Below are 16,656 nucleotides of genomic sequence, written 5' to 3' on the forward strand. Positions count from 1 at the left end.
CCCCTGGCCAGGGCCCTCGCATCTGTCCCGTCATCCGCGACAGCAGACAAGAGGACAACTCGATGGTGACAGTGGGGATCGACCCGCACAAGCACATCCACGTCGCAGTGGCTGTCGACGCCGACGGCAGGCGGCTGACCAGGCCGTTGACCGTCAAGAACGACGCAAACCTGATCGGCGTTCTGCTCAAGTGGATCCGCACGATCGCCGACGGCGCCCCCGTCACCTGGGCCATCGAGGACGGCCGCGGCTTCGCCCGCCGCATGGCCGACGGCCTGCTGCTGACCGGCCACGAGGTGGTCTGGGTCCCCACCCGGCTGATGTCCGCCCACCGCAAGCTCCACGCCGCCACCGGCTCGAAGTCCGACCCCGTCGATGCCGCCGCGGTCGCCCACGCCGCGATCGCGACACTGACGGTGTGTCTGAACCGGCGCAGGCCAGGCTGAAAAGGCTCATTGTGTGCTGTCAGCCCGGGAACACGAGTGTCCCGTCCTGGTCGATGTGTGGGCCCACCGGCGAGTGCAGGCCCACCGCTTGCCACAGGGCATGGGCCGCCGCGAACTTCACATCCCCCGGGCCGGTGTCCGCGGCGCGCTCGACGATCTCGGTGATGACCACCCGCACGCACGGCAGTTGGTCGGCCAGGCGGTGCAGGGCATACCTACTGCCCTCGACCGCCTCGTTGCGAAGAGCGTTGTCACAGGGGCACTGCCATGCCTGCGGACCATACAAGGTGCGGCGCCAGCCGAACGTCTCAGCGCCGACCTCCACAAGGGTCTCCGGCGCCAGCGTCACGTGAACGGTCACGCGGGCGAAGCGAGCACACCTGCTCGTCTGTAGCCGAAGCTCGAAGGTCCCCTGCACAACACAAGTATCGTGCGGGACTTCACCTCGCTCGATAGCCGGTCCACCAAAGGAAGCGACCTGTTAGCGCCCTGATGCTCGCGGACTGGCACCGCAACGACATGAAATCTTCCGCAGCTGTGTTTGCGCTGTGGAGGACTTCCTTGTTTCATCCGGGTTGCTATGGGATGGACTCCGCAGAGCCCCGCTTACAACTGCCAGGGAGAGGTGCGTCTGCGCTGGCTGGCCGGGCTACTGACTCCCCGGCCAGGCAACTCTTGCAGCCAGCCCTACTTGCGGGCTGCGGCCTCGTACCGGTCCACCTGTTCACGCAAGAGCTTGGTGGCCGTGTCGGCTCCCGCGTCCGCGACGCCGCCGGTGCCAACGTTGATCAGGGTGGGACCGTCGAGGGTGAACTGCTGGAGTGCCGTGGCGCCGTCGCTGTCGATGCGTACACCCAGGGACCGGTCGCCAAGCTTGTACACGCTCATCGGCGAGTACTTCAGCACCGACCCCTGGTAGGTCTCCTGGTGACAGGACTCGAGTGCCTTCTCCATCGCAGTGAACGACGCGGCGGCATCTCTCGCGCTCGCGTACTGCCGAATGCCCACAGACGCTACCGTGGCCGTCAGCCCTCCGCCCTTTTGGAAGGTGTGAGAGACCTGAACCTGCGCCTTGTGCGGCTGGCGGTAGTTGCAGAACGTCTTGTCGCCTGTGCTGGAGCTGCTATCGGTTGACCAGCCAGCAGGCATCTGCGCCAGCGACAGCAGAGCTGATGTGAGCTGCGCCTTTGTGAGGAGCGCAGCCTGCGGAGTCGGAGAGGAGGATGCCGGGCTGGATGCGGCGACGCTAGGCGACGCGGCAGGCTTTGCAGCTGTGGGCGCGGCGGTGTTGCTGCAGGCAGCGAGGGCCACGGACATGGCAGCCGCGCCAAGCGCGCCGAAGTATTGTCGGTGAAACACGGAGATCGTTCTCCTGAGGGGTGTGAAGAAGCAGCGGAGAGTCCGGATGCTGTGTGAAGCTTATGCGCTCATGAAAGCTGCATTACTTCCCGGTGGGCCCTGGCAGGCAGGGTGACCGGGCCTCGACCAATGCACACACTGCCGAGTTGGTTACGGGGAGTAGCGGGCGGAGACCTCAGCGCACCATCTGCCCGTATGTCTCCGGGCCCGCTTCCTGAGGGAGGAGGTACAGCCCCAAGTGTTGGTGGAGAAAGCCCTCCAACCGTGGAAGCTCGATCGCGTCGGCCGGAAGGTCACCGCGACGGGGACGGTAGAACTCGACCAGCCGGGCCATCAACTCTTCGTTGAGCAACGGCACCTCATAACAATCAATCGTCCCCAAGTAGAACAACCAGCTGAACAGCCGGTTGGCCGGGCAGTGCCCTTGACCCGCGTGCAGGTTCTCCGGCTCGTGTTCGTCCCCCCAGGAACCGACGTACAGGTAGGAGGCGCGACGCAAGCCCTCATCCAGAGTCGGCGTCGGATCGTCCTTACAGCAGCTAACAGAATGGGTCCCGCAGGCTGACCTACAGAGATCCCGGCTCGCCGTCGGCGACGAACCGCTTCAGGGATCGCTCCAGCAGTTCCAGAAACTGCCGCAGGTCATCGGCCACCTTGTCGAGCTCCGGTTCGTCCAACGACGCTGTCCGCGTCCGGTGAACCGACCCATCAGGGCCCAAGACGTAGGACAGGCCGCCGCCGTTCGAGCCGATGACCAGACCCTGGACCTTCTGGTCCGCGCCGAGGTCGACAACGCCGTACTCCTGAACCGTTCCGGGTTCGGTAGAGGGCGCTGATCCTTGGAAGGATGCGTCCATGCCTGCCCAGCGGAAGTACCCACCGGAGCTGATCGAGCGAACGGTGCGGATGGTCGCAGAGAAGCAACGTGAGACCCCCGGGCGGCCGGGGATCATCCGCGAGGTCGGCGACTTGCTCGGCATTCATCCCGGAGCCTTGCGGCACTGGGTGAAGAAGCACGAGGCCCTGGCTGACCCGCAGGCTGCTGCCGCCGGTGATGGGTCCGAGCGGATCCGGCAGTTGGAGAGGGAGAACGCCGAGCTGCGGCGGGCGAACGAGATCCTCAAGGCTGCGGCTGCTTTTTTCGCAGCGGAACTCGACCCCCGACCGCCGCGCTGATCCGCTTCATCGACGCCCACCGCGACCGGTTCGGTGTCGAACCGATCTGCCGCACCCTGGCCATCGCCCCCTCGACGTACTACGCGGCCAAGCGCCGTCCGCCTGCGGCCCGGTCCGTGCGCGGCGCCGAGCTGACCGCCGAGATCCGGCGGATCCACCAGGCCAACTACGGGGTGTACGGGGCGCGCAAGGTCTGGCACCAGCTGCGGCGTGAGGGCATACCGGTGGCCCGTTGCACGGCCGAGCGCCTGATGCGGGCCGAGGGCCTGGCTGGAGCGGTGCGGGGCCGCAAGGTCCGCACCACCGTTCCCAGCCGGGACGGGCGACGGGCGGGTGACCTGGTCAATCGCGACTTCCATGCGGCGGGCCCGGACCGGCTGTGGGTGGCGGACTTCACCTACGTGCCCTGCTGGGCCAGCACCGTCTACGTCGCGTTCTGCGTCGATGCCTTCTCCCGGCGGATCCTGGGCTGGAAGGCATCGATGAGCAGGCACACGAGCTTGGTCCTGGACGTGGTCGAACAAGCCCTGTGGCAGCGAGGCTACCGGCCCAATGACCAGGTCACCGGGCTGGTGCACCACTAGGACGCGGGCAGCCAGTACACCTCGATCGCCTTCACCGAGCGCCTCGCTCAGGCCGGCATCGCCCCCTCGATCGGCACTGTCGCCGACGCGTACGACAACGCCCTCGCCGAGGCCACCATCGGTCTGTTCAAGACCGAGCTGATCAACCGCCGCGGGCCGTGGAAGACCTTCACGGACGTCGAGTTCGCCACCGCCGAGTGGATCGACTGGTACAACCACCGCCGACTCCACGGGGCTCTTGGCCACACATCACCAGCCGAGTACGAAACCGCCTACCATCACCACCACACCCGCGCCAACGAACCCGTCAGCGCGTGACATCCCAGCTCTCCACCGAACCCGGAACGGTTCAGACTGGAGACCCCTCCCTCGACCTCCCGAATCTTGGTCCCACACTTGTTTGACTCAGCCCACGCCGTCCTCCTGGTCGCCGACAGGCAGAGGCGATCAGTCGAGCCACACGAGCATGGCGTCATCCGCCGCCGCGGCAGCCTCGAAGAACTGCGTCAGGCCGTCGTACCAGTGACGCCCCCACTCAAGCGCTCCAGGCTCTTCCCACCCGAGGGGATACGCCCCGGCCAGGGGATACACATCAGCCTTGGTCAGATCGGCCGGATTCACGCCGCTAACGAGCTGGTCATACGGGGTGGCACGCAGCGTCCGCGCCGCAAGGCGCATCCGCTCTGAGCGCAGACACCTCGGCGGCCCGTAACCCCAGTCCTCATCTTCGGCAAACGGCTCCTCACCATGGATGACGTCCACCGGGAAGTCGGCACGCGTCAAGAGGAAGCCCAGCATGTCCCAGGTCTTGGACGTGCTGAAATGACGCGCTTCGGTCGGCGCAGGTTCTGACTCCTCCTCGGCGTCCTGGACCTCTTCGGCGAAATCCAGCGCCCAGTCCGGGTCCTGAATCGCCCGGTCGAGCTCAGCAGCCGTAACGCGCAGGTACTCACCGATCATGCTCATGGCCGGAGACTAGGCGAGGCCTCTGACAGCGGTGGGCGGGCAGACCGTCTCAGTTTCCGTCTCATCCAGCCCCGTTCAGCAATGTTCATGTGAGCCGTCGTACCGGTTCCGACCTGCTCGCGAGCCGCCCACGAACCCAGGTGAACGCCTCTGCATACACCCCGCCACCACAGTTGGAAAGCGTGTAGGCCGACAGTTGCATACTCTCTCGCCTGTCGGCCGAAGCCCACGTATGGTCATGCATCGGGACCGAGACGCTGAAGCACGGCACGATCGGCGCCGGGAACGGGGGGACCGTGAGCAGGAGACGCTACGTGGCCCGGGGTGTGCCAGGTGGCTACCGAGTCTGGGACAACCGAGGACGTCGGTGGTGGGGCGATCTGTACGAGTTGTGTCCTGACGATCTCGTGGCCGAGCTCAACGGCCAGGCGGACCACGCACGGATCACTGCCCTGATGAAGCGCTACAAGGCACAGAAGCGATAGGCGCCGCCGAAGCAGGGACGACGCATGCGCGCACACAAGCACACCCTATCGAGCGGAGAATAGCGAGGAATCACGGTGAAGGCAGCCAGCCCGACAAGGCGTAACCCCGACCGTTCGCCCACGCCTACAGGGCTGGCTCAACGCTGCTTGATTGCCAGCAAGGTCATGCAACGTCGATTGGGTCACGGCCGACCGCCGGCGGAGACGCCAGAGGGCCGACCGGCGTGAACGAAGTCGCCGTACTCGTCCTGGACAACGTTCTCGTTGACCCACCGGCCCCGCACGGCTCCAGTGCGCTGTTCGGCAACGACCAGCGCGGCCAGCGGGTCCTCAGCCGCGCCCAGGAGTTGGCCGAACTCGCCGGCCTCATCGTCAGGATCGAACGGCGGGAACTCACCCAGGTCCAGGAAGCTCTCGCTGCCGACATCCTCGACCGTGTGGAGATAGACCTCAAACGGTCCCTTCGTCGCACGAACCTCGACATAGCGCACACCAGGCCGTTCTGCCGAGCCGCACGACCCAAGGAACTGCTCGACTGAATGGCCCCGCCGCAAGGCCCCAAGAATGAACGACTCCGCCAAGTACCGCACCCGGCCACGATACGGCGCTCACCCCACCCGCGGGGCTTGACGATCAATAGGAGCAACCCGCGGAGACGAGGTGCCGGTGCCAACCGAGGGAAAAAGCATGGTGAGCGCGCCGAACGACGGCAGCGAACCGCGGGGACCACCCCCGCGGGTGCGGGGGGGCAGAATCTCAGCACTCCGCCTGGCCTCCAGGCCCCGGGACTAACCCCGCGGGTGTGGGGAGCAGCCCAACGGCGACGGCGCAGGAACGCGATATTCCGCGATTCGCCGTCGGCTGCGTTTGCGAACGGGAGCCGTCTCACGGCAGCAAGCCGCGGTTGCGAAGGCTCCGGCTCGATACAGAGACCGACTCGCGTCCGAATTCACACTGTTTGTCTGATGTCGGGGCCCGGAGGGTCTACAAGTCGCCGCGTTGGAAGGAGCGGGCTGCGGCCATGACTTCCTTGTAGCGTCCCTCGCGGATTGCCTCGATGGGCGAGTCGTCCTCGAGTTGCGGGTTCATGCCCATCATCCATGCCCGGGCAATGTGTGGGTTCTCGCAGCTTGCGATGAAGTTGAAGACTTGGCAGGCTGCGCGCAGGCGGACCTCGGAATCGATGCGGGGGGTGTTCTGTTCCTTTGCCCACCGGCCGACTTGCTTGTGGTCTTCTACGCCCGCGATGAAGGCGGCGACTCGCTGGCTGAACGTGTCCTGCAGGAAGCGGGCCATCTGGGCGGGCGTCTGCTCTGCGGTGTCACGGAGCGCGCGGGCCTCGGCTTCTGCGGTGGTCTCTCGCTGAGTCTGCATGGTCTCCTCGATTCCTCGCTGGCCAGCGGGCTGCAGCGAAGGACGGATCGCGCTCAACGCGCTAAGGCCTTGGGTGTGTTCATGCTCGGACGGAGACTTCGACGGCTGTGGACGGTGCCGTGGTTGCTCGTGTCCGGTTGGCTGCTCGGGGCAGCACACCACGTCGGCTTCGAGGAGGCGTTGACGATCGGGGACGTACTCGTTCCGCCTGGCTGGCGCCGGGGTGCTGATCCGCGTAAGAGCCGGTCTATGACTGGGGTGGCGGTGCTCAACATGCCTGCTCCTCCTGTGTGTTGCTGCCAGGGTACCCGTTTAAGGAGTGCTTACTCCACAGTTTTCCCCCTTAAAAACACCCTTAAATCCCACCTGCGGATGCTGTGGCAGTGCCGTGAGCTGCAGGTTCGCATCCGTGCACCAAGTTGCAAAAGCGTGACGTCAGCCGCAGCGAGACGACCTGAACGGGCGACAGTACGTACGGCCAGACGACCCAATTAGCTCACCTGATGGTCAGGCCGTACTCGAGGGCGACCTCACGAAGCGAGGGATCTTCGACTTGGATCGGGCGCCGCTCAACTTCCTTCAGCTCGGTGTCGCGCAGAATCGCCCAGCACCGGCGGCCGCCGTAACTGGAGCGATAGGTGATGCCCTGCACAAGCAGATGGCCGGCCTCATTGCGCTGAGCAACCGCCCACGCGGCGATCTGACGGGTGATGCGCCGGTCCTTGCCGCGGAGGTGCTCGTCCGTCAGTGGCCCCTCCACGCCGAAGGCGCGCAGTTCAGCGCGGAGATCCCTGGCCAATACATCACGGGTTTCTTCCGTTTCGACGTCGAGGAACTGCGCCTGATGCACGGGAACGAGACGAACCAGGATGCGGCTGTCGCGCCAGCTGGAGGCGATGTCCCTCAGCGCCATCTGCCCCGGGCCGATGGCAGCGCCCTCCATGAGCTCACGAACCTTGGGGGCGAGTCGGAAGGGGGCGAGCGCCTCGGCGTAGCACCCGGCCGGGGCAGAGGCGCAGTAGAGCATGCCGTAGGAGAACAGACTGAAGCGGCCGGCTGCTGAACCGTCGAAGGTTTCCGGCTCCACCTGGTTGTAACTGATGGCGTCTTCCGCCCATCCCAGACGCCACACGCCTTCCTTCGGGGCAGCCGTCAGGGTGACTGGTGGAACGGTCATCGCTGCTGCCCCTCCTGCACGCTGGTCCTGAATCTTCCGGACGGTGTGGTGTCCGCGGCCGGCAGACAACGGGCAGGTGGGGTGGGCGGGCTGGCTAACTCAGCAGTCATGAATCCTCGCTTTGCGCAGTGACAGGACAGTCAGGGCCCAGGGGCCTGACCGGCGTGACTGAAGATTCTCTCGTTACCGGCCTTGTCGTGCCCGCCGCCGTCGGCCGACTGGTGCGGCGCACGGATGGAGCGTTGAAGCACGTGGACGGCGCATGGCTCTCACAGCCGGTTGTGGTGCAGCCGGAAGGCCATGGTTCCTGCCTCGCCGGAGGCGAGCAGGATCGAGGACGCCACGTCATGAGGGTCCTGCACCGTCTTCAGGGAACGCAGCGGTGAACCGGTCACTATCTGCAGCAGCGGTCGCTCGGTTGTGGCGTCCCACAGGTGGATGCTGGTCTTTCCCGCTGCCGCGAGGGCTTTCCGCTCCAACGGCAGCCGCAAACCGGTGACCGATCCCAGTTCACCGTCGTTGCAGTCCAGGCTCCGCACCGGTCGCGCCGTCTGCACATCCCATAGCTTCAAGGTGCCGTCCTGCCCGGCCGCGGCGATGAGCACTCCGCCCTCGTCCGGGGCGATGAACGCCAGATCATTGATGATGTCCTGGTCGCATTTGATTGTGGTTCCGTACTGTCTGAGGGAGTCGGCATCCCAGATCCTGACGTTGCCATCGCTGCCGCCGGACGCGAGAAGGTTCACGCCGGCACCTTGGTAGGTGGCAAGGCACCGGACAGTGAGGTTGTGGTCACGGAACTGGGCCACAAGCTCTCCTGTGGACGGCTGCCACACGGAGACCCGGCCGTCGGCGCTGCCGCTTGCCAGCAGGTCACCTTGTGCGGAGGGCACGGTCACCAGCGCGCGGACAGGCAGGTAATGCCCCCTCATTACAGGGCTGGCCTTGTGTTTGGTGTCGGGGTCGACGCAGATAATCGTGTTGTCGTTCAGGGCTGCTGCCAGCAGGAGCCGTCCGCGGACACGCAGCCAGGCCAGAGCGGTGACGTTGTGGCCTTTGAGTAGCGTGCGCTGCCTGTTGCCCGTCAGGTCCTTCACGATGACCCGGGATGCCCGGGCTGCGGCAAGCAGGTGCGGCGGCGACGGGGACAGTGCACTGGCAGTGACCTGGTTCCACGCTTTGGACGGTTGCCCGAAGGTCTGCTGGTCGACGGTCCAGCTCCGCACGATGCGGTCCGCCCCACCGGACAGGACACGGTCGGGGTCGCCGCCACCCACACAGGTCATGGCAGTCACCGGGGCGGTATGCGCCGACAAGGCACCGTCGACGGGAGTCAATGCGGAAAGCAGCCAAAGCCGCAGGGTGCCGTCGCCTGCGGCAGACACGAGAGCCGGCCGCTGCTCGTAGGAAGTCAGCAGCAGCCCGGTGACAGGCGCCGCATGACGCGCCACTGCACTGACCGCCCCGGGGGCGGTCAGGTCGCACACGGAGACGTTGCCGCTCTCGTCGGCCACCGCGTACTGACCAGGGCGGGGCAGTGCCAGGACAGCACGCACACGCCCGGCGTGCTGGGAGTGCATGGATGCTGTCTGCCCGTCGAAGTAGTACACGGTGTCTTGCTCGGTGAAAAGCAGCCGGCAGCTTCCGTCGGGCATTTCAATCCCGCACAAGACTGCCGATCGGTCTCGCAGTGTCGGCAGCGGGATCTGATGTCGCAGGAATCGGCCGGCGTCGAACGCTTCGATCGTGCGGTCACTGAACGCTGCGAGCAGCAGCGGAAGCTGCCCGTTGGGCCGGTAGGAGGTCAGGGAGCTCACCCATGTCTGCTTCCGGCACACGATGACCTTGCGGACGAGTTTCCCGTTCACCGCGTTCACCGCAGCCACGCATCCGTCAGTGCCTGCGGTGATGACAAGACCGCCCTTCAAGGCGATCAGATGGGTGATGGCCCCTAAGTGGACGCTGATCGGGACGTGGGCCAGCCTGCCGTCCAGCCGCAGGATGCGCAGGGTGCCGGTGTTGTCGCCGGCCGCGATGGCGGTCGCCTCGCCGGCGGCGTTTTCCACTGTGGCCATCGACGTCACTGCTTCAGGGCTCGTCGTCCACGCGGGAGTCGGGGTGGCACAGTCGCTCCACAGCGGCGTCACCGGTGCCGTGCTGATCGGCTGTGGCGGAGTCGGCTCAGCACGAGACTGAGTCAGCGCGGCAAGGGTGTATCGGGCCAGCCGAAGGCTGGACAGACGCGAAACAGGGTCCGCGGTGCGGGCGAACGGCTCCAAAGCAGCCCATGCTTGCAGCCACTGCCTGCCTTCGGAGCCGGCAGCACCGGCCGCCAGGAGGCGCCGCACGTCTGAACTGCTCTCCCAAGCAAGCAGGGCCGGAGGCACATGCTCGTCATCCAGAACGTTGCCCTCCGCGGCATGCTCGGCAAGATGACGACGCAGGTAAGGATGCGGCGGAATGCTGGGATCACTGGGAACGAGTTCCGCTAGGGCAGCGGCGATCTGACGGTGGATCTCAGCGTGCCGACCGTCCGTCACGTCAGGCATGCAGACCCCCCGAGTCCAGCAGGTCCGCGTCCATGTCGAGCAGCACGTCGGCCAGCTCCTCATGCGCTGGCCGATAGACCCGCCTGTCGTCTTCCACTGCATGCGCCAAGTAGCCGCTCAGCCGACCCCTCAGCAGTCTTTCGATCATTCTGTCCCATTCCTCAGCACCCAGCCGCTCAGGAAGGAGGAACACGCCAGCGATAGTCGGCCACACCTCGCCCCACGGCACACCCTGCCCCTTCGCATAGGCGGCTGCCTTCAGCAGCGCCAAAGCGGCATCGGGTGGCAGTCCGTCGCTGCGGACCAGCTGCAGGTCCCGCTGCAGCAGACCCCGGATGCCGCGGGTGAGCGTGGTCTTGTACCACTCCTCACTACGCGCCAAAGCCAATGGATCTTTCGCACTGCGTAACTGATCTCCGGCCAGCCGAGCATCTATGAAAGACGGCCATACAGCCTTCACCACCAGCGGCACCACGTCCTCGACCGTGTCACCGTCGATCGTGTCCGCGATCAGGGCCTTTAGATAGAGCGCCATGTCCTCTTTGCTGGTGGTGCTGTCTGTGTGCTCCACCTGGGCCGTCGGGAAGACGTTCCACAGAGCGTGCAGCAGGCCCAGATCCTTATCAGATAACGCGCGCGGGGCATCGTCGGCGGTCCGGCTCGAGCGGGCTCCGATCAGCAGCCGCACCGCGGGAGGCACGTGATTACCGGGCTCGTCCTGACGCTGAGCCGGCACCGGCGGACCACAGAAGGCAGCGAGCGGAGCGAGCACATCACCGATGATCCGCGCTTGCTCATGCGCCTCGTCCAACCCGTCGACAACGATGGTCACTGTCTTGCCGCAGGTCCGCACATAGTCCTGGATCTGCTGCGACCACACTGCCACCCTGTCACCAGTGGCACTCACTGACTTCGCGGGCACCCCCAACGCATCCAGCAGGTCAGCTGCCACCTGCGCGGCATCCAGGTGTCGGGCGAGTACCGCCGCGCTCACCGCATTCTCTGGCGGAATCGTGTCCACGGGCGAGACGCCCTGGGCTGCCTTGAACAGCGGATCCCTGCGGAACACCGGATCGCTCAACGTCACGGCCCGAGCCAGCACAGCCGACTTTCCGCTGCCCGCACACCCCGTCACCAGCAGCACGCCCCGTGTCGTCTCGGCGCCGAGGAAAGAAGCGACCTTCCGGTTCAGATCCTCGCGACCCCGGAAATACCAGCCCCTGTCACTCTCCTGCGGCCGCCCCGTAGCCCGGTCCAGCCAGTACTCCGCCGCCAGCGGCGCCTGCCGCTGGACCGCCCCGAGCAGCTCGGGCATGTGGACATACCCGGGATTGGGCAGACACGGAGACGGCTGGTAGTTGCCGCCCTGGATCAGATGGTGCAGCTTGAACCTTTGCTCGTCCTCCGCACGCAGGCCAAGCGCATACTGGGCCATGAAGTCCGGCACCGACAGGTGCGGGGTGGTGATGCCGGCAGTCCGGCGCAAACGCTCCAGCGCCGCCTGTAACAGCGTAGGAAACCGCAAGACCTCGATCTTGCTTTTGAGTCCGCAGGTGACCAGCACATCAAGCCGGCCTGAGGACTGACGACTGGTCCGGATCTCCTTGTGGACCGCCGCCAGATCGGATGCCATGTTCCCCGCGAAGCACGTGTTCACGATTACGAGGACGTTCTCCGCATGGGAGTCCAGAGCCGCAGCGACGATATCCGCCGTGCGCACTGCCGTCGCCAAAGGCCGCTTCTCCACCGAAGCCGGCAGCCGCAGAAAGTGGGTGTCGGACGACGCGGAGATTCCATGACCGGTGATGAACAGCACCAGCGCATGACCACGCAGCTCCCGGACATTCTGCGCGCGCAGGAAGTCCTCGACATCGTCCCGGTGTCTCAGTACGGGAGGGTCCACCTGCCGGAATGCCGGTAACGGCCCGGGTGTCTGCCACCACTCCCGCACCGCCTCCAACTGCCGGTCGATGCCCTCAGCGAACTCCTCCGCGGCCTCGTCGTCCTGATAGTCGCGCACCGCCATAGTCAGCAAGACCCGCTGCGCGGACTCCTCGCCTCCTGACAGCCAGCGACTCTGCTGGACTTCACCCCCCGTGTGCCGCATGTCACTAGTGTGACAGTCATGAACCAGCCTTGGGGCGGAACCCTTCCGAATTCGTCACCGCACCTCCCGCCCGGCCTGACACCGGCCGTCACCCACGACGCCGTCGTCATCGTTCCCGGCATCATGGGCAGCGAACTCGTCGACACCAGCACCGACCGGGTGATCTGGGGCTTAGCAAACGGCAGCTGGCTCGCCCGGGCCTGGCTGACCCGCAAGGGCCTCGCCCCACTCCAGCTCACACCCGACGAACTAGCCGGCGACTACGGCCGTGTTCAACCCACACGACTCCTGCAAACCCCGGCGTGGAGCCCGTTCCTGCGCGGCATCGAGCCCTACCACAAGCTCATCCGCACCGTCGAAGAAACCGTCGCCCATCCCGACGCGATCACGACTTTCCCCTACGACTGGCGCCTGCCAGTGGCCGTCAACGGCCGCAGACTCGCCCAAGCAGCCCGCCAGCACCTCCAACAGTGGCTCACGCACCCAGCCCACACCGCCGCCCGCAAACAAGCCGTCGACGAACGCCCCGCCCGCCTGGTGTTCATCGCCCACTCCATGGGCGGCCTGGTCACCTACGCCGCCCTCACTCACAGCGGCGACAACGACCTGCCGGCCGACACTCGCGGCGTCATGACCCTCGGCACCCCCTTCCGAGGCTCCGTGGTCGCCGCGAACATCCTCAACACCATCCAGGGCGGCCCCCTCCCCCTGCCGCACCGCCGCCTCGCAGCCGCCGCCACCACCATGCCGGCAGTCCACGAGCTCCTCCCCAGCTTCCTATGCCTGGAAGACGGCCAAGATGTCCGCTGCCTCACCCCATCCGACGTCGCCGACCTGGGCGGCGACAAGGACTTGTTCAAAGCAGCACAGGACTACTTCACCACCCTCTACACCCAGCCCCTCCCCCACCACCGGCCCGTCGTCGGCATCCGCCAGGCCACCGTCCAGTCGATGCAACTGATCAGCGGCATCGTCCACGCCTCCGAATACACCTTCCGCACAGACAGCGACGGCAAGATCAAACGCGACGACCACGGCCGACCGCGCCGCTACCCCGTCTGGGGAGACGGCACCGTCCACCGCGACTCAGCCTCCCTCACCCGCCGCACCAGCCCCGTGTTCGCCCAACACGGCGCCATCGCCAACGGACGCGAAGCCCGCCGCATCGTCTCCGACTTCCTCCTCGAAGACGACCATCTCGGACCCGACCAGGCGGAAGACGGCATCGGCCTCAACGTGCCCGACTACGTCACCCCTGGCACACCCTGGCATTGCATCGTTGCCGGCACCGACGACCCCGCACAGGTCGACTGCACCATCGCCGCCGCAGACGGAGACTGGCAGTCACACGTCCGACTTGAAACCGTCGACGACGACAAACTCGGCGCCTACATCGCCCTCCCGGAACCAGGCCTCTTCCGCATCACAGCCAGAGCCGACTACGGGCCGACGATCACCCAACTCGTCTTCTCGGGCCCCGACGTTCGGGACCCGATCGACGACTAGGGTCCGTCTTCAAAGATCACCTCGTGGTAGATCATGGTGGGCGTGATACGCCGCCATGAACTCACCGATCACGAGTGGGAGTTACTCGCTCCACTGATACCTCGAGCCCGGACGGGTCGGCCTCGCGTCGAGGACCGGAAGATCATCAACGGCATGGTCTACAAGATCCGTACCGGGATCTCCTGGCGCGACCTGCCGGCCCGTTACGGTCCGTGGAAGACGGTGTACACCCGCTTCCGCCGCTACGCCCTGGACGGTGTGTTCACCCGAGCCCTGCAGCAGATCCAGGCCCACGCCGACGCAGCCGGCGACATCGACTGGCTGGTCCAGATCGACTCCACCATCGTCCGCGCCCACCAGCACGCCGCCGGTGCCCGAAACGGGGCAGCAGCGGTCGGACGAACCGGACGATCACGCCCTCGACCGATCCCGAGGAGGACTGACCACCAAAATCCACCTCGCCTGCGACGGCAAAGGACGCCCGCTCGCCATCCTCCTGACACCGGGCCAACGCCACGACAGCATCTGCGCACGTCCTCTGCTGAAACGCATCCGCGTCCCCCGCATCGGCCCGGGCCGACCGCGCTGCAAGCCCGACCAGGTCGTCGCAGACAAGGCCTACAGCTCCCGCGGCTTCCGCGCCTACCTGCGTAAACGCGGCATCGCGCACGTCATCCCCGAGAAGACCGACCAGCGACGAAACCGACACAACCGCGGCCGCCACGGCGGCAGACCGCCAGGATTCGACCGGGAGACCTACCGCCGACGCAACATGATCGAGCGCTGCTTCAACCGGCTCAAAGGCTTCCGCGGCATCGCCACCAGATACGAAAAGACCGCCACCTCCTACGAAGCGGCGGTCACCCTCGCGTCATTCCTGCTCTGGGCAAGATCCGTTTGAAGACAGACCCTAATACCGTGGCCCGTCGTTCGCGGAGCTCGCCCACGGCCTTCGCCGAGGAAGCCGGCGGGTGGCCCGCGATCGAGCTGACCACGTCGAGCGATCCGGGTCGAGGCAAGTTCACCGACCGGGCACTGGCTGAGCGGTGGGGCAAGTACCACTAGGATCACGCGATCCTCGGGCTGCTGTTCTGCTGTCCTGCCGTCCTCGCAGGAGAACCTGCGCCGCCCACGCAGGTGACTAGCTCTGCTCCCTCATGTAATCCGGCCCCAGGTTGACCTGCCAGTCCTGCACGTTGGTGATCTGATCGAGAAGCTGGTCCAGCGCGGTGCACGCCTCACCCGCCCGGCGGGCGAACTCGGGGACGTCGACGTAGAGAGGGGCAGGGCGGGCCGGCACGGTCGTCCCGCCCTGCCCCTTGACCATGGTGTACCGCAGCGCCTGGCCACTCGGATCCAGGGCATGGACCTCGTCGCAGAGTGATGTGACGTCTTCCTGAAGGTGCATCCGGAACATCGGCGCGAGCTGGGCGAGGTAGTCGGTCAAGACGCTGAGCTGATGAGTCTGGGCGAGCTTCGTGCCGACCTTCTCCACAATCTCGGGCAGTTCGTCTCCCGGCGCGACCTCGAACTTGATGCTGTCGACCAGGGCGCGCAGCACCACTTTGAGCGCCAGTTCGAGAGCGTGCCGGTAGTTGTACAGCACAACCAGCACCAAAGAATCGTCCGCGCTGTCGTCGTGCCAGTGTTCGGCCAGAACGTCGGCGGCGGTGCGGAACGCGAATGCGAGCTCCGCATCGGTCTCCGCCTCCGGCTCAGCGCCCCTGGAGGAAGAGGCGGCAGGCCGGCCGCCGAGGACTGCATAGTCCTCTGTCCAGGGGCTCGGGCACGAATGGGAGAACACGGCACGATTCGTCATGGGATCATCTTGGAGTCCCGGGCGACGGTGTGGGAGCGATTAAAGAGCAGAGAGCACTTCCAGGACGTGGCCGGCGTCGTCTCCTGGTGTTCCCTGGACGTGCTTCCAGGCCGACCGCCCCGGTCGCGGGCGAGCCCGGCGAGAGGCAGTTGCTCGTCTGAGGGCCCAGCGTGGGGAATCCGCAACCACCCGCCTCGGACGACGCTGTGGAAGTGCAGTTCTTGCTGCTCGGGCGGCCAGTGCGGCAACGGCACCGTGGTCATGACGAGGTTCCTCTCCCTGGCGTCTCGTCAGTGGGTTCGCAGACGGGTGTCTCCACATCTGCCTCGGGAAGCAGCCCCGGGATCGGCGCGTTGGCCTTCGCTACGTTCCACTCCATGAGGAACCGGGCGGGCAACTCACGCCGGTCGATCACGCGGATCGCGACGGGGTCGATGTAAACGCTGTCCTTGCCTGCCCGCTCGAGGAACCCTCGTGCGGTGAGCCGCTCGACGGCTTCGCCGACCTCGCCCACGGTCAGGAAGTTGAGCGGCATGAGGATCACCGCCAGCCCGAAGTTGTTCATCTTCGGGCCGCCAGGCCGGAGCACCTCCGCCTGCTTCAGAGCCAGCCACAGCAGGGCGGCAGCCTCGTACGGATAAGCCGCCAAAGCATCGAGGACGTCCTTGTGCCAGGACACCACCAGCGTGTCAGCGTCGTTCGAGTCCAGCTCCATGTACATGCGGTCCGTCTCCGGCGGCAGCATCCGGTGGGGCGGCATGGGCTCCAGTGCGCGGCGGGCGTCTGAGATCCTCCCGCGGTGCATCTGGGAGCGGCCAGCCCGATCGGGCGCGCACTTCTCCCCCGGCCTGGCCCGGCAGTTCGGGCAACTCCTGGCGCGGGCCACCTCACGGACGGCCGGCGGCACTGCTCGCCTCACCACTACCTCCCGAGCAGCCCCCAGGGGCACATTCGCCTGGCGGGCACGGTAGGACAACGTGGGCGATGTGCTCAGGTCACCGGGGGTTCGGCCAACCGGGTACCACCCGGCCTTCTTCCCGGGCACATTGCGAAGCGCGGTGCGACGCCACCAGGCTGATGCTCGGAGCTTGGTGCCGTACCCCTACCA

The 16,656-nt window shown here is 66.2% G+C and carries 17 protein-coding genes, 2 pseudogenes and 1 other annotated feature; of the genes and pseudogenes, 7 read left to right on the plus strand and 12 right to left on the minus strand.

Annotation, left to right across the window (positions count from 1 at the left end):
* Positions 1-446: IS110 family transposase (locus ACZ7L1_RS35695; RefSeq protein WP_471443392.1), on the plus strand; the 446-nt coding region annotated here is incomplete at its 5' end.
* A gap of 19 nt (positions 447-465) precedes the next feature.
* Here the strand turns inward: ACZ7L1_RS35695 and ACZ7L1_RS35700 are convergent.
* From ACZ7L1_RS35700 to ACZ7L1_RS35715, 4 genes are all read right to left on the minus strand, one after another.
* Positions 466-807: a hypothetical protein gene (locus tag ACZ7L1_RS35700; RefSeq protein ID WP_471443393.1), complete on the minus strand. Its 342-nt coding sequence runs from the start codon at positions 805-807 to the stop codon at positions 466-468.
* A 326-nt stretch (positions 808-1,133) separates the two neighbouring features.
* Positions 1,134-1,454 (minus strand): hypothetical protein, encoded by a 321-nt coding sequence (locus tag ACZ7L1_RS35705; RefSeq protein ID WP_471443395.1) that lies wholly within the window; start codon positions 1,452-1,454, stop codon positions 1,134-1,136.
* A 526-nt stretch (positions 1,455-1,980) separates the two neighbouring features.
* Positions 1,981-2,304, minus strand: a complete 324-nt coding sequence (locus ACZ7L1_RS35710) for a hypothetical protein (protein ID WP_471443397.1) — start codon at positions 2,302-2,304, stop codon at positions 1,981-1,983.
* 67 nt (positions 2,305-2,371) lie between these two features.
* The gene (locus ACZ7L1_RS35715) at positions 2,372-2,662 is read right to left on the minus strand and encodes a hypothetical protein (protein ID WP_471443399.1); all 291 of its coding nucleotides are present in this window, start codon (positions 2,660-2,662) and stop codon (positions 2,372-2,374) included.
* On the opposite strand from ACZ7L1_RS35715, the pseudogene ACZ7L1_RS35720 reads away from it, so the two are divergent.
* Positions 2,661-3,883 (plus strand): annotated as a pseudogene (locus tag ACZ7L1_RS35720) (IS3 family transposase). The gene ACZ7L1_RS35715 and the pseudogene ACZ7L1_RS35720 sit on opposite strands and share 2 nt — an antisense overlap.
* Positions 2,939-3,052: a sequence feature (AL1L pseudoknot), on the plus strand. It overlaps the preceding pseudogene by 114 nt.
* A 129-nt stretch (positions 3,884-4,012) precedes the next feature.
* Here the strand turns inward: ACZ7L1_RS35720 and ACZ7L1_RS35725 are convergent.
* Positions 4,013-4,531 carry a YfbM family protein gene (locus ACZ7L1_RS35725; protein WP_471443401.1) on the minus strand — a complete coding sequence of 173 codons (519 nt, stop codon included), beginning with the start codon at positions 4,529-4,531 and terminating at the stop codon, positions 4,013-4,015.
* Between the two features lie 296 nt (positions 4,532-4,827).
* Between ACZ7L1_RS35725 and ACZ7L1_RS35730 the strand changes: the two genes are divergently transcribed.
* Together ACZ7L1_RS35730 and ACZ7L1_RS35735 are read left to right on the plus strand one after the other, a co-directional pair.
* Entirely contained in the window at positions 4,828-5,016 is a 189-nt protein-coding gene (locus tag ACZ7L1_RS35730) for a hypothetical protein (RefSeq protein WP_471443402.1), read from the plus strand.
* A 224-nt stretch (positions 5,017-5,240) separates the two neighbouring features.
* Positions 5,241-5,555, plus strand: coding sequence for a hypothetical protein (locus ACZ7L1_RS35735; protein ID WP_471443405.1), 315 nt, complete (start codon positions 5,241-5,243; stop codon positions 5,553-5,555).
* Positions 5,556-6,000: 445 nt separating this feature from the next.
* Here ACZ7L1_RS35735 and ACZ7L1_RS35740 read toward each other — a convergent pair whose 3' ends face one another.
* From ACZ7L1_RS35740 to ACZ7L1_RS35755, 4 genes are all read right to left on the minus strand, one after another.
* Positions 6,001-6,390: an XRE family transcriptional regulator gene (locus ACZ7L1_RS35740; protein ID WP_471443407.1), complete on the minus strand. Its 390-nt coding sequence runs from the start codon at positions 6,388-6,390 to the stop codon at positions 6,001-6,003.
* Positions 6,391-6,886: 496 nt separating this feature from the next.
* Positions 6,887-7,567 (minus strand): RES domain-containing protein, encoded by a 681-nt coding sequence (locus tag ACZ7L1_RS35745; RefSeq protein WP_471443408.1) that lies wholly within the window; start codon positions 7,565-7,567, stop codon positions 6,887-6,889.
* 269 nt (positions 7,568-7,836) lie between these two features.
* The gene (locus ACZ7L1_RS35750; RefSeq protein WP_471443409.1) at positions 7,837-10,116 is read right to left on the minus strand and encodes a WD40 repeat domain-containing protein; all 2,280 of its coding nucleotides are present in this window, start codon (positions 10,114-10,116) and stop codon (positions 7,837-7,839) included.
* Positions 10,109-12,223, minus strand: a complete 2,115-nt coding sequence (locus ACZ7L1_RS35755; RefSeq protein WP_471443411.1) for an AAA family ATPase — start codon at positions 12,221-12,223, stop codon at positions 10,109-10,111. Before ACZ7L1_RS35755 ends, ACZ7L1_RS35750 begins: the two co-directional genes overlap by 8 nt.
* Positions 12,224-12,241: 18 nt before the next feature.
* Between ACZ7L1_RS35755 and ACZ7L1_RS35760 the strand changes: the two genes are divergently transcribed.
* The 3 genes from ACZ7L1_RS35760 (at position 12,242) to ACZ7L1_RS35770 (ending at position 14,794) form a co-directional block, all read left to right on the plus strand.
* Positions 12,242-13,729 (plus strand): esterase/lipase family protein, encoded by a 1,488-nt coding sequence (locus tag ACZ7L1_RS35760; RefSeq protein WP_471443413.1) that lies wholly within the window; start codon positions 12,242-12,244, stop codon positions 13,727-13,729.
* A gap of 33 nt (positions 13,730-13,762) precedes the next feature.
* Positions 13,763-14,630, plus strand: a protein-coding gene (locus tag ACZ7L1_RS35765; RefSeq protein WP_471443415.1) for an IS5 family transposase whose coding sequence is annotated in 2 segments (ribosomal slippage) — positions 13,763-14,122 and positions 14,124-14,630 — 867 coding nt in all. Because the reading frame shifts where the segments join, the coding sequence is not laid out codon by codon here.
* A 17-nt stretch (positions 14,631-14,647) separates the two neighbouring features.
* Positions 14,648-14,794, plus strand: coding sequence for a hypothetical protein (locus ACZ7L1_RS35770; RefSeq protein WP_471443416.1), 147 nt, complete (start codon positions 14,648-14,650; stop codon positions 14,792-14,794).
* A gap of 76 nt (positions 14,795-14,870) precedes the next feature.
* Here the strand turns inward: ACZ7L1_RS35770 and ACZ7L1_RS35775 are convergent, their stop codons facing one another.
* The 3 genes and pseudogenes from ACZ7L1_RS35775 to ACZ7L1_RS35785 form a co-directional block, all read right to left on the minus strand.
* Entirely contained in the window at positions 14,871-15,548 is a 678-nt protein-coding gene (locus tag ACZ7L1_RS35775) for a hypothetical protein (RefSeq protein ID WP_471443418.1), read from the minus strand.
* Positions 15,549-15,807: 259 nt separating this feature from the next.
* A complete protein-coding gene (locus tag ACZ7L1_RS35780; protein WP_471443454.1) occupies positions 15,808-16,269 on the minus strand; it encodes a hypothetical protein in 462 nt (153 codons plus the stop codon).
* Between the two features lie 60 nt (positions 16,270-16,329).
* A pseudogene (locus ACZ7L1_RS35785) lies at positions 16,330-16,593 on the minus strand (hypothetical protein); the annotation flags it as partial.
* Between the last annotated feature and the right edge of the window lie 63 nt (positions 16,594-16,656).

It is taken from the genome of Streptomyces sp. NPDC107546, from assembly GCF_055639175.1.

Bases quoted from the DNA above. Each gene is read 5' to 3' on its own strand.
- ACZ7L1_RS35780 (WP_471443454.1), bottom strand. From the start codon at position 16,269: ATGTACATGGAGCTGGACTCGAACGACGCTGACACGCTGGTGGTGTCC.
- ACZ7L1_RS35740 (WP_471443407.1), bottom strand. From the start codon at position 6,390: ATGCAGACTCAGCGAGAGACCACCGCAGAAGCCGAGGCCCGCGCGCTC.
- ACZ7L1_RS35760 (WP_471443413.1), top strand. From the start codon at position 12,242: ATGAACCAGCCTTGGGGCGGAACCCTTCCGAATTCGTCACCGCACCTC.
- ACZ7L1_RS35775 (WP_471443418.1), bottom strand. From the start codon at position 15,548: ATGACGAATCGTGCCGTGTTCTCCCATTCGTGCCCGAGCCCCTGGACA.
- ACZ7L1_RS35745 (WP_471443408.1), bottom strand. From the start codon at position 7,567: ATGACCGTTCCACCAGTCACCCTGACGGCTGCCCCGAAGGAAGGCGTG.
- ACZ7L1_RS35750 (WP_471443409.1), bottom strand. From the start codon at position 10,116: ATGCCTGACGTGACGGACGGTCGGCACGCTGAGATCCACCGTCAGATC.
- ACZ7L1_RS35715 (WP_471443399.1), bottom strand. From the start codon at position 2,662: ATGGACGCATCCTTCCAAGGATCAGCGCCCTCTACCGAACCCGGAACG.
- ACZ7L1_RS35725 (WP_471443401.1), bottom strand. From the start codon at position 4,531: ATGAGCATGATCGGTGAGTACCTGCGCGTTACGGCTGCTGAGCTCGAC.
- ACZ7L1_RS35755 (WP_471443411.1), bottom strand. From the start codon at position 12,223: ATGCGGCACACGGGGGGTGAAGTCCAGCAGAGTCGCTGGCTGTCAGGA.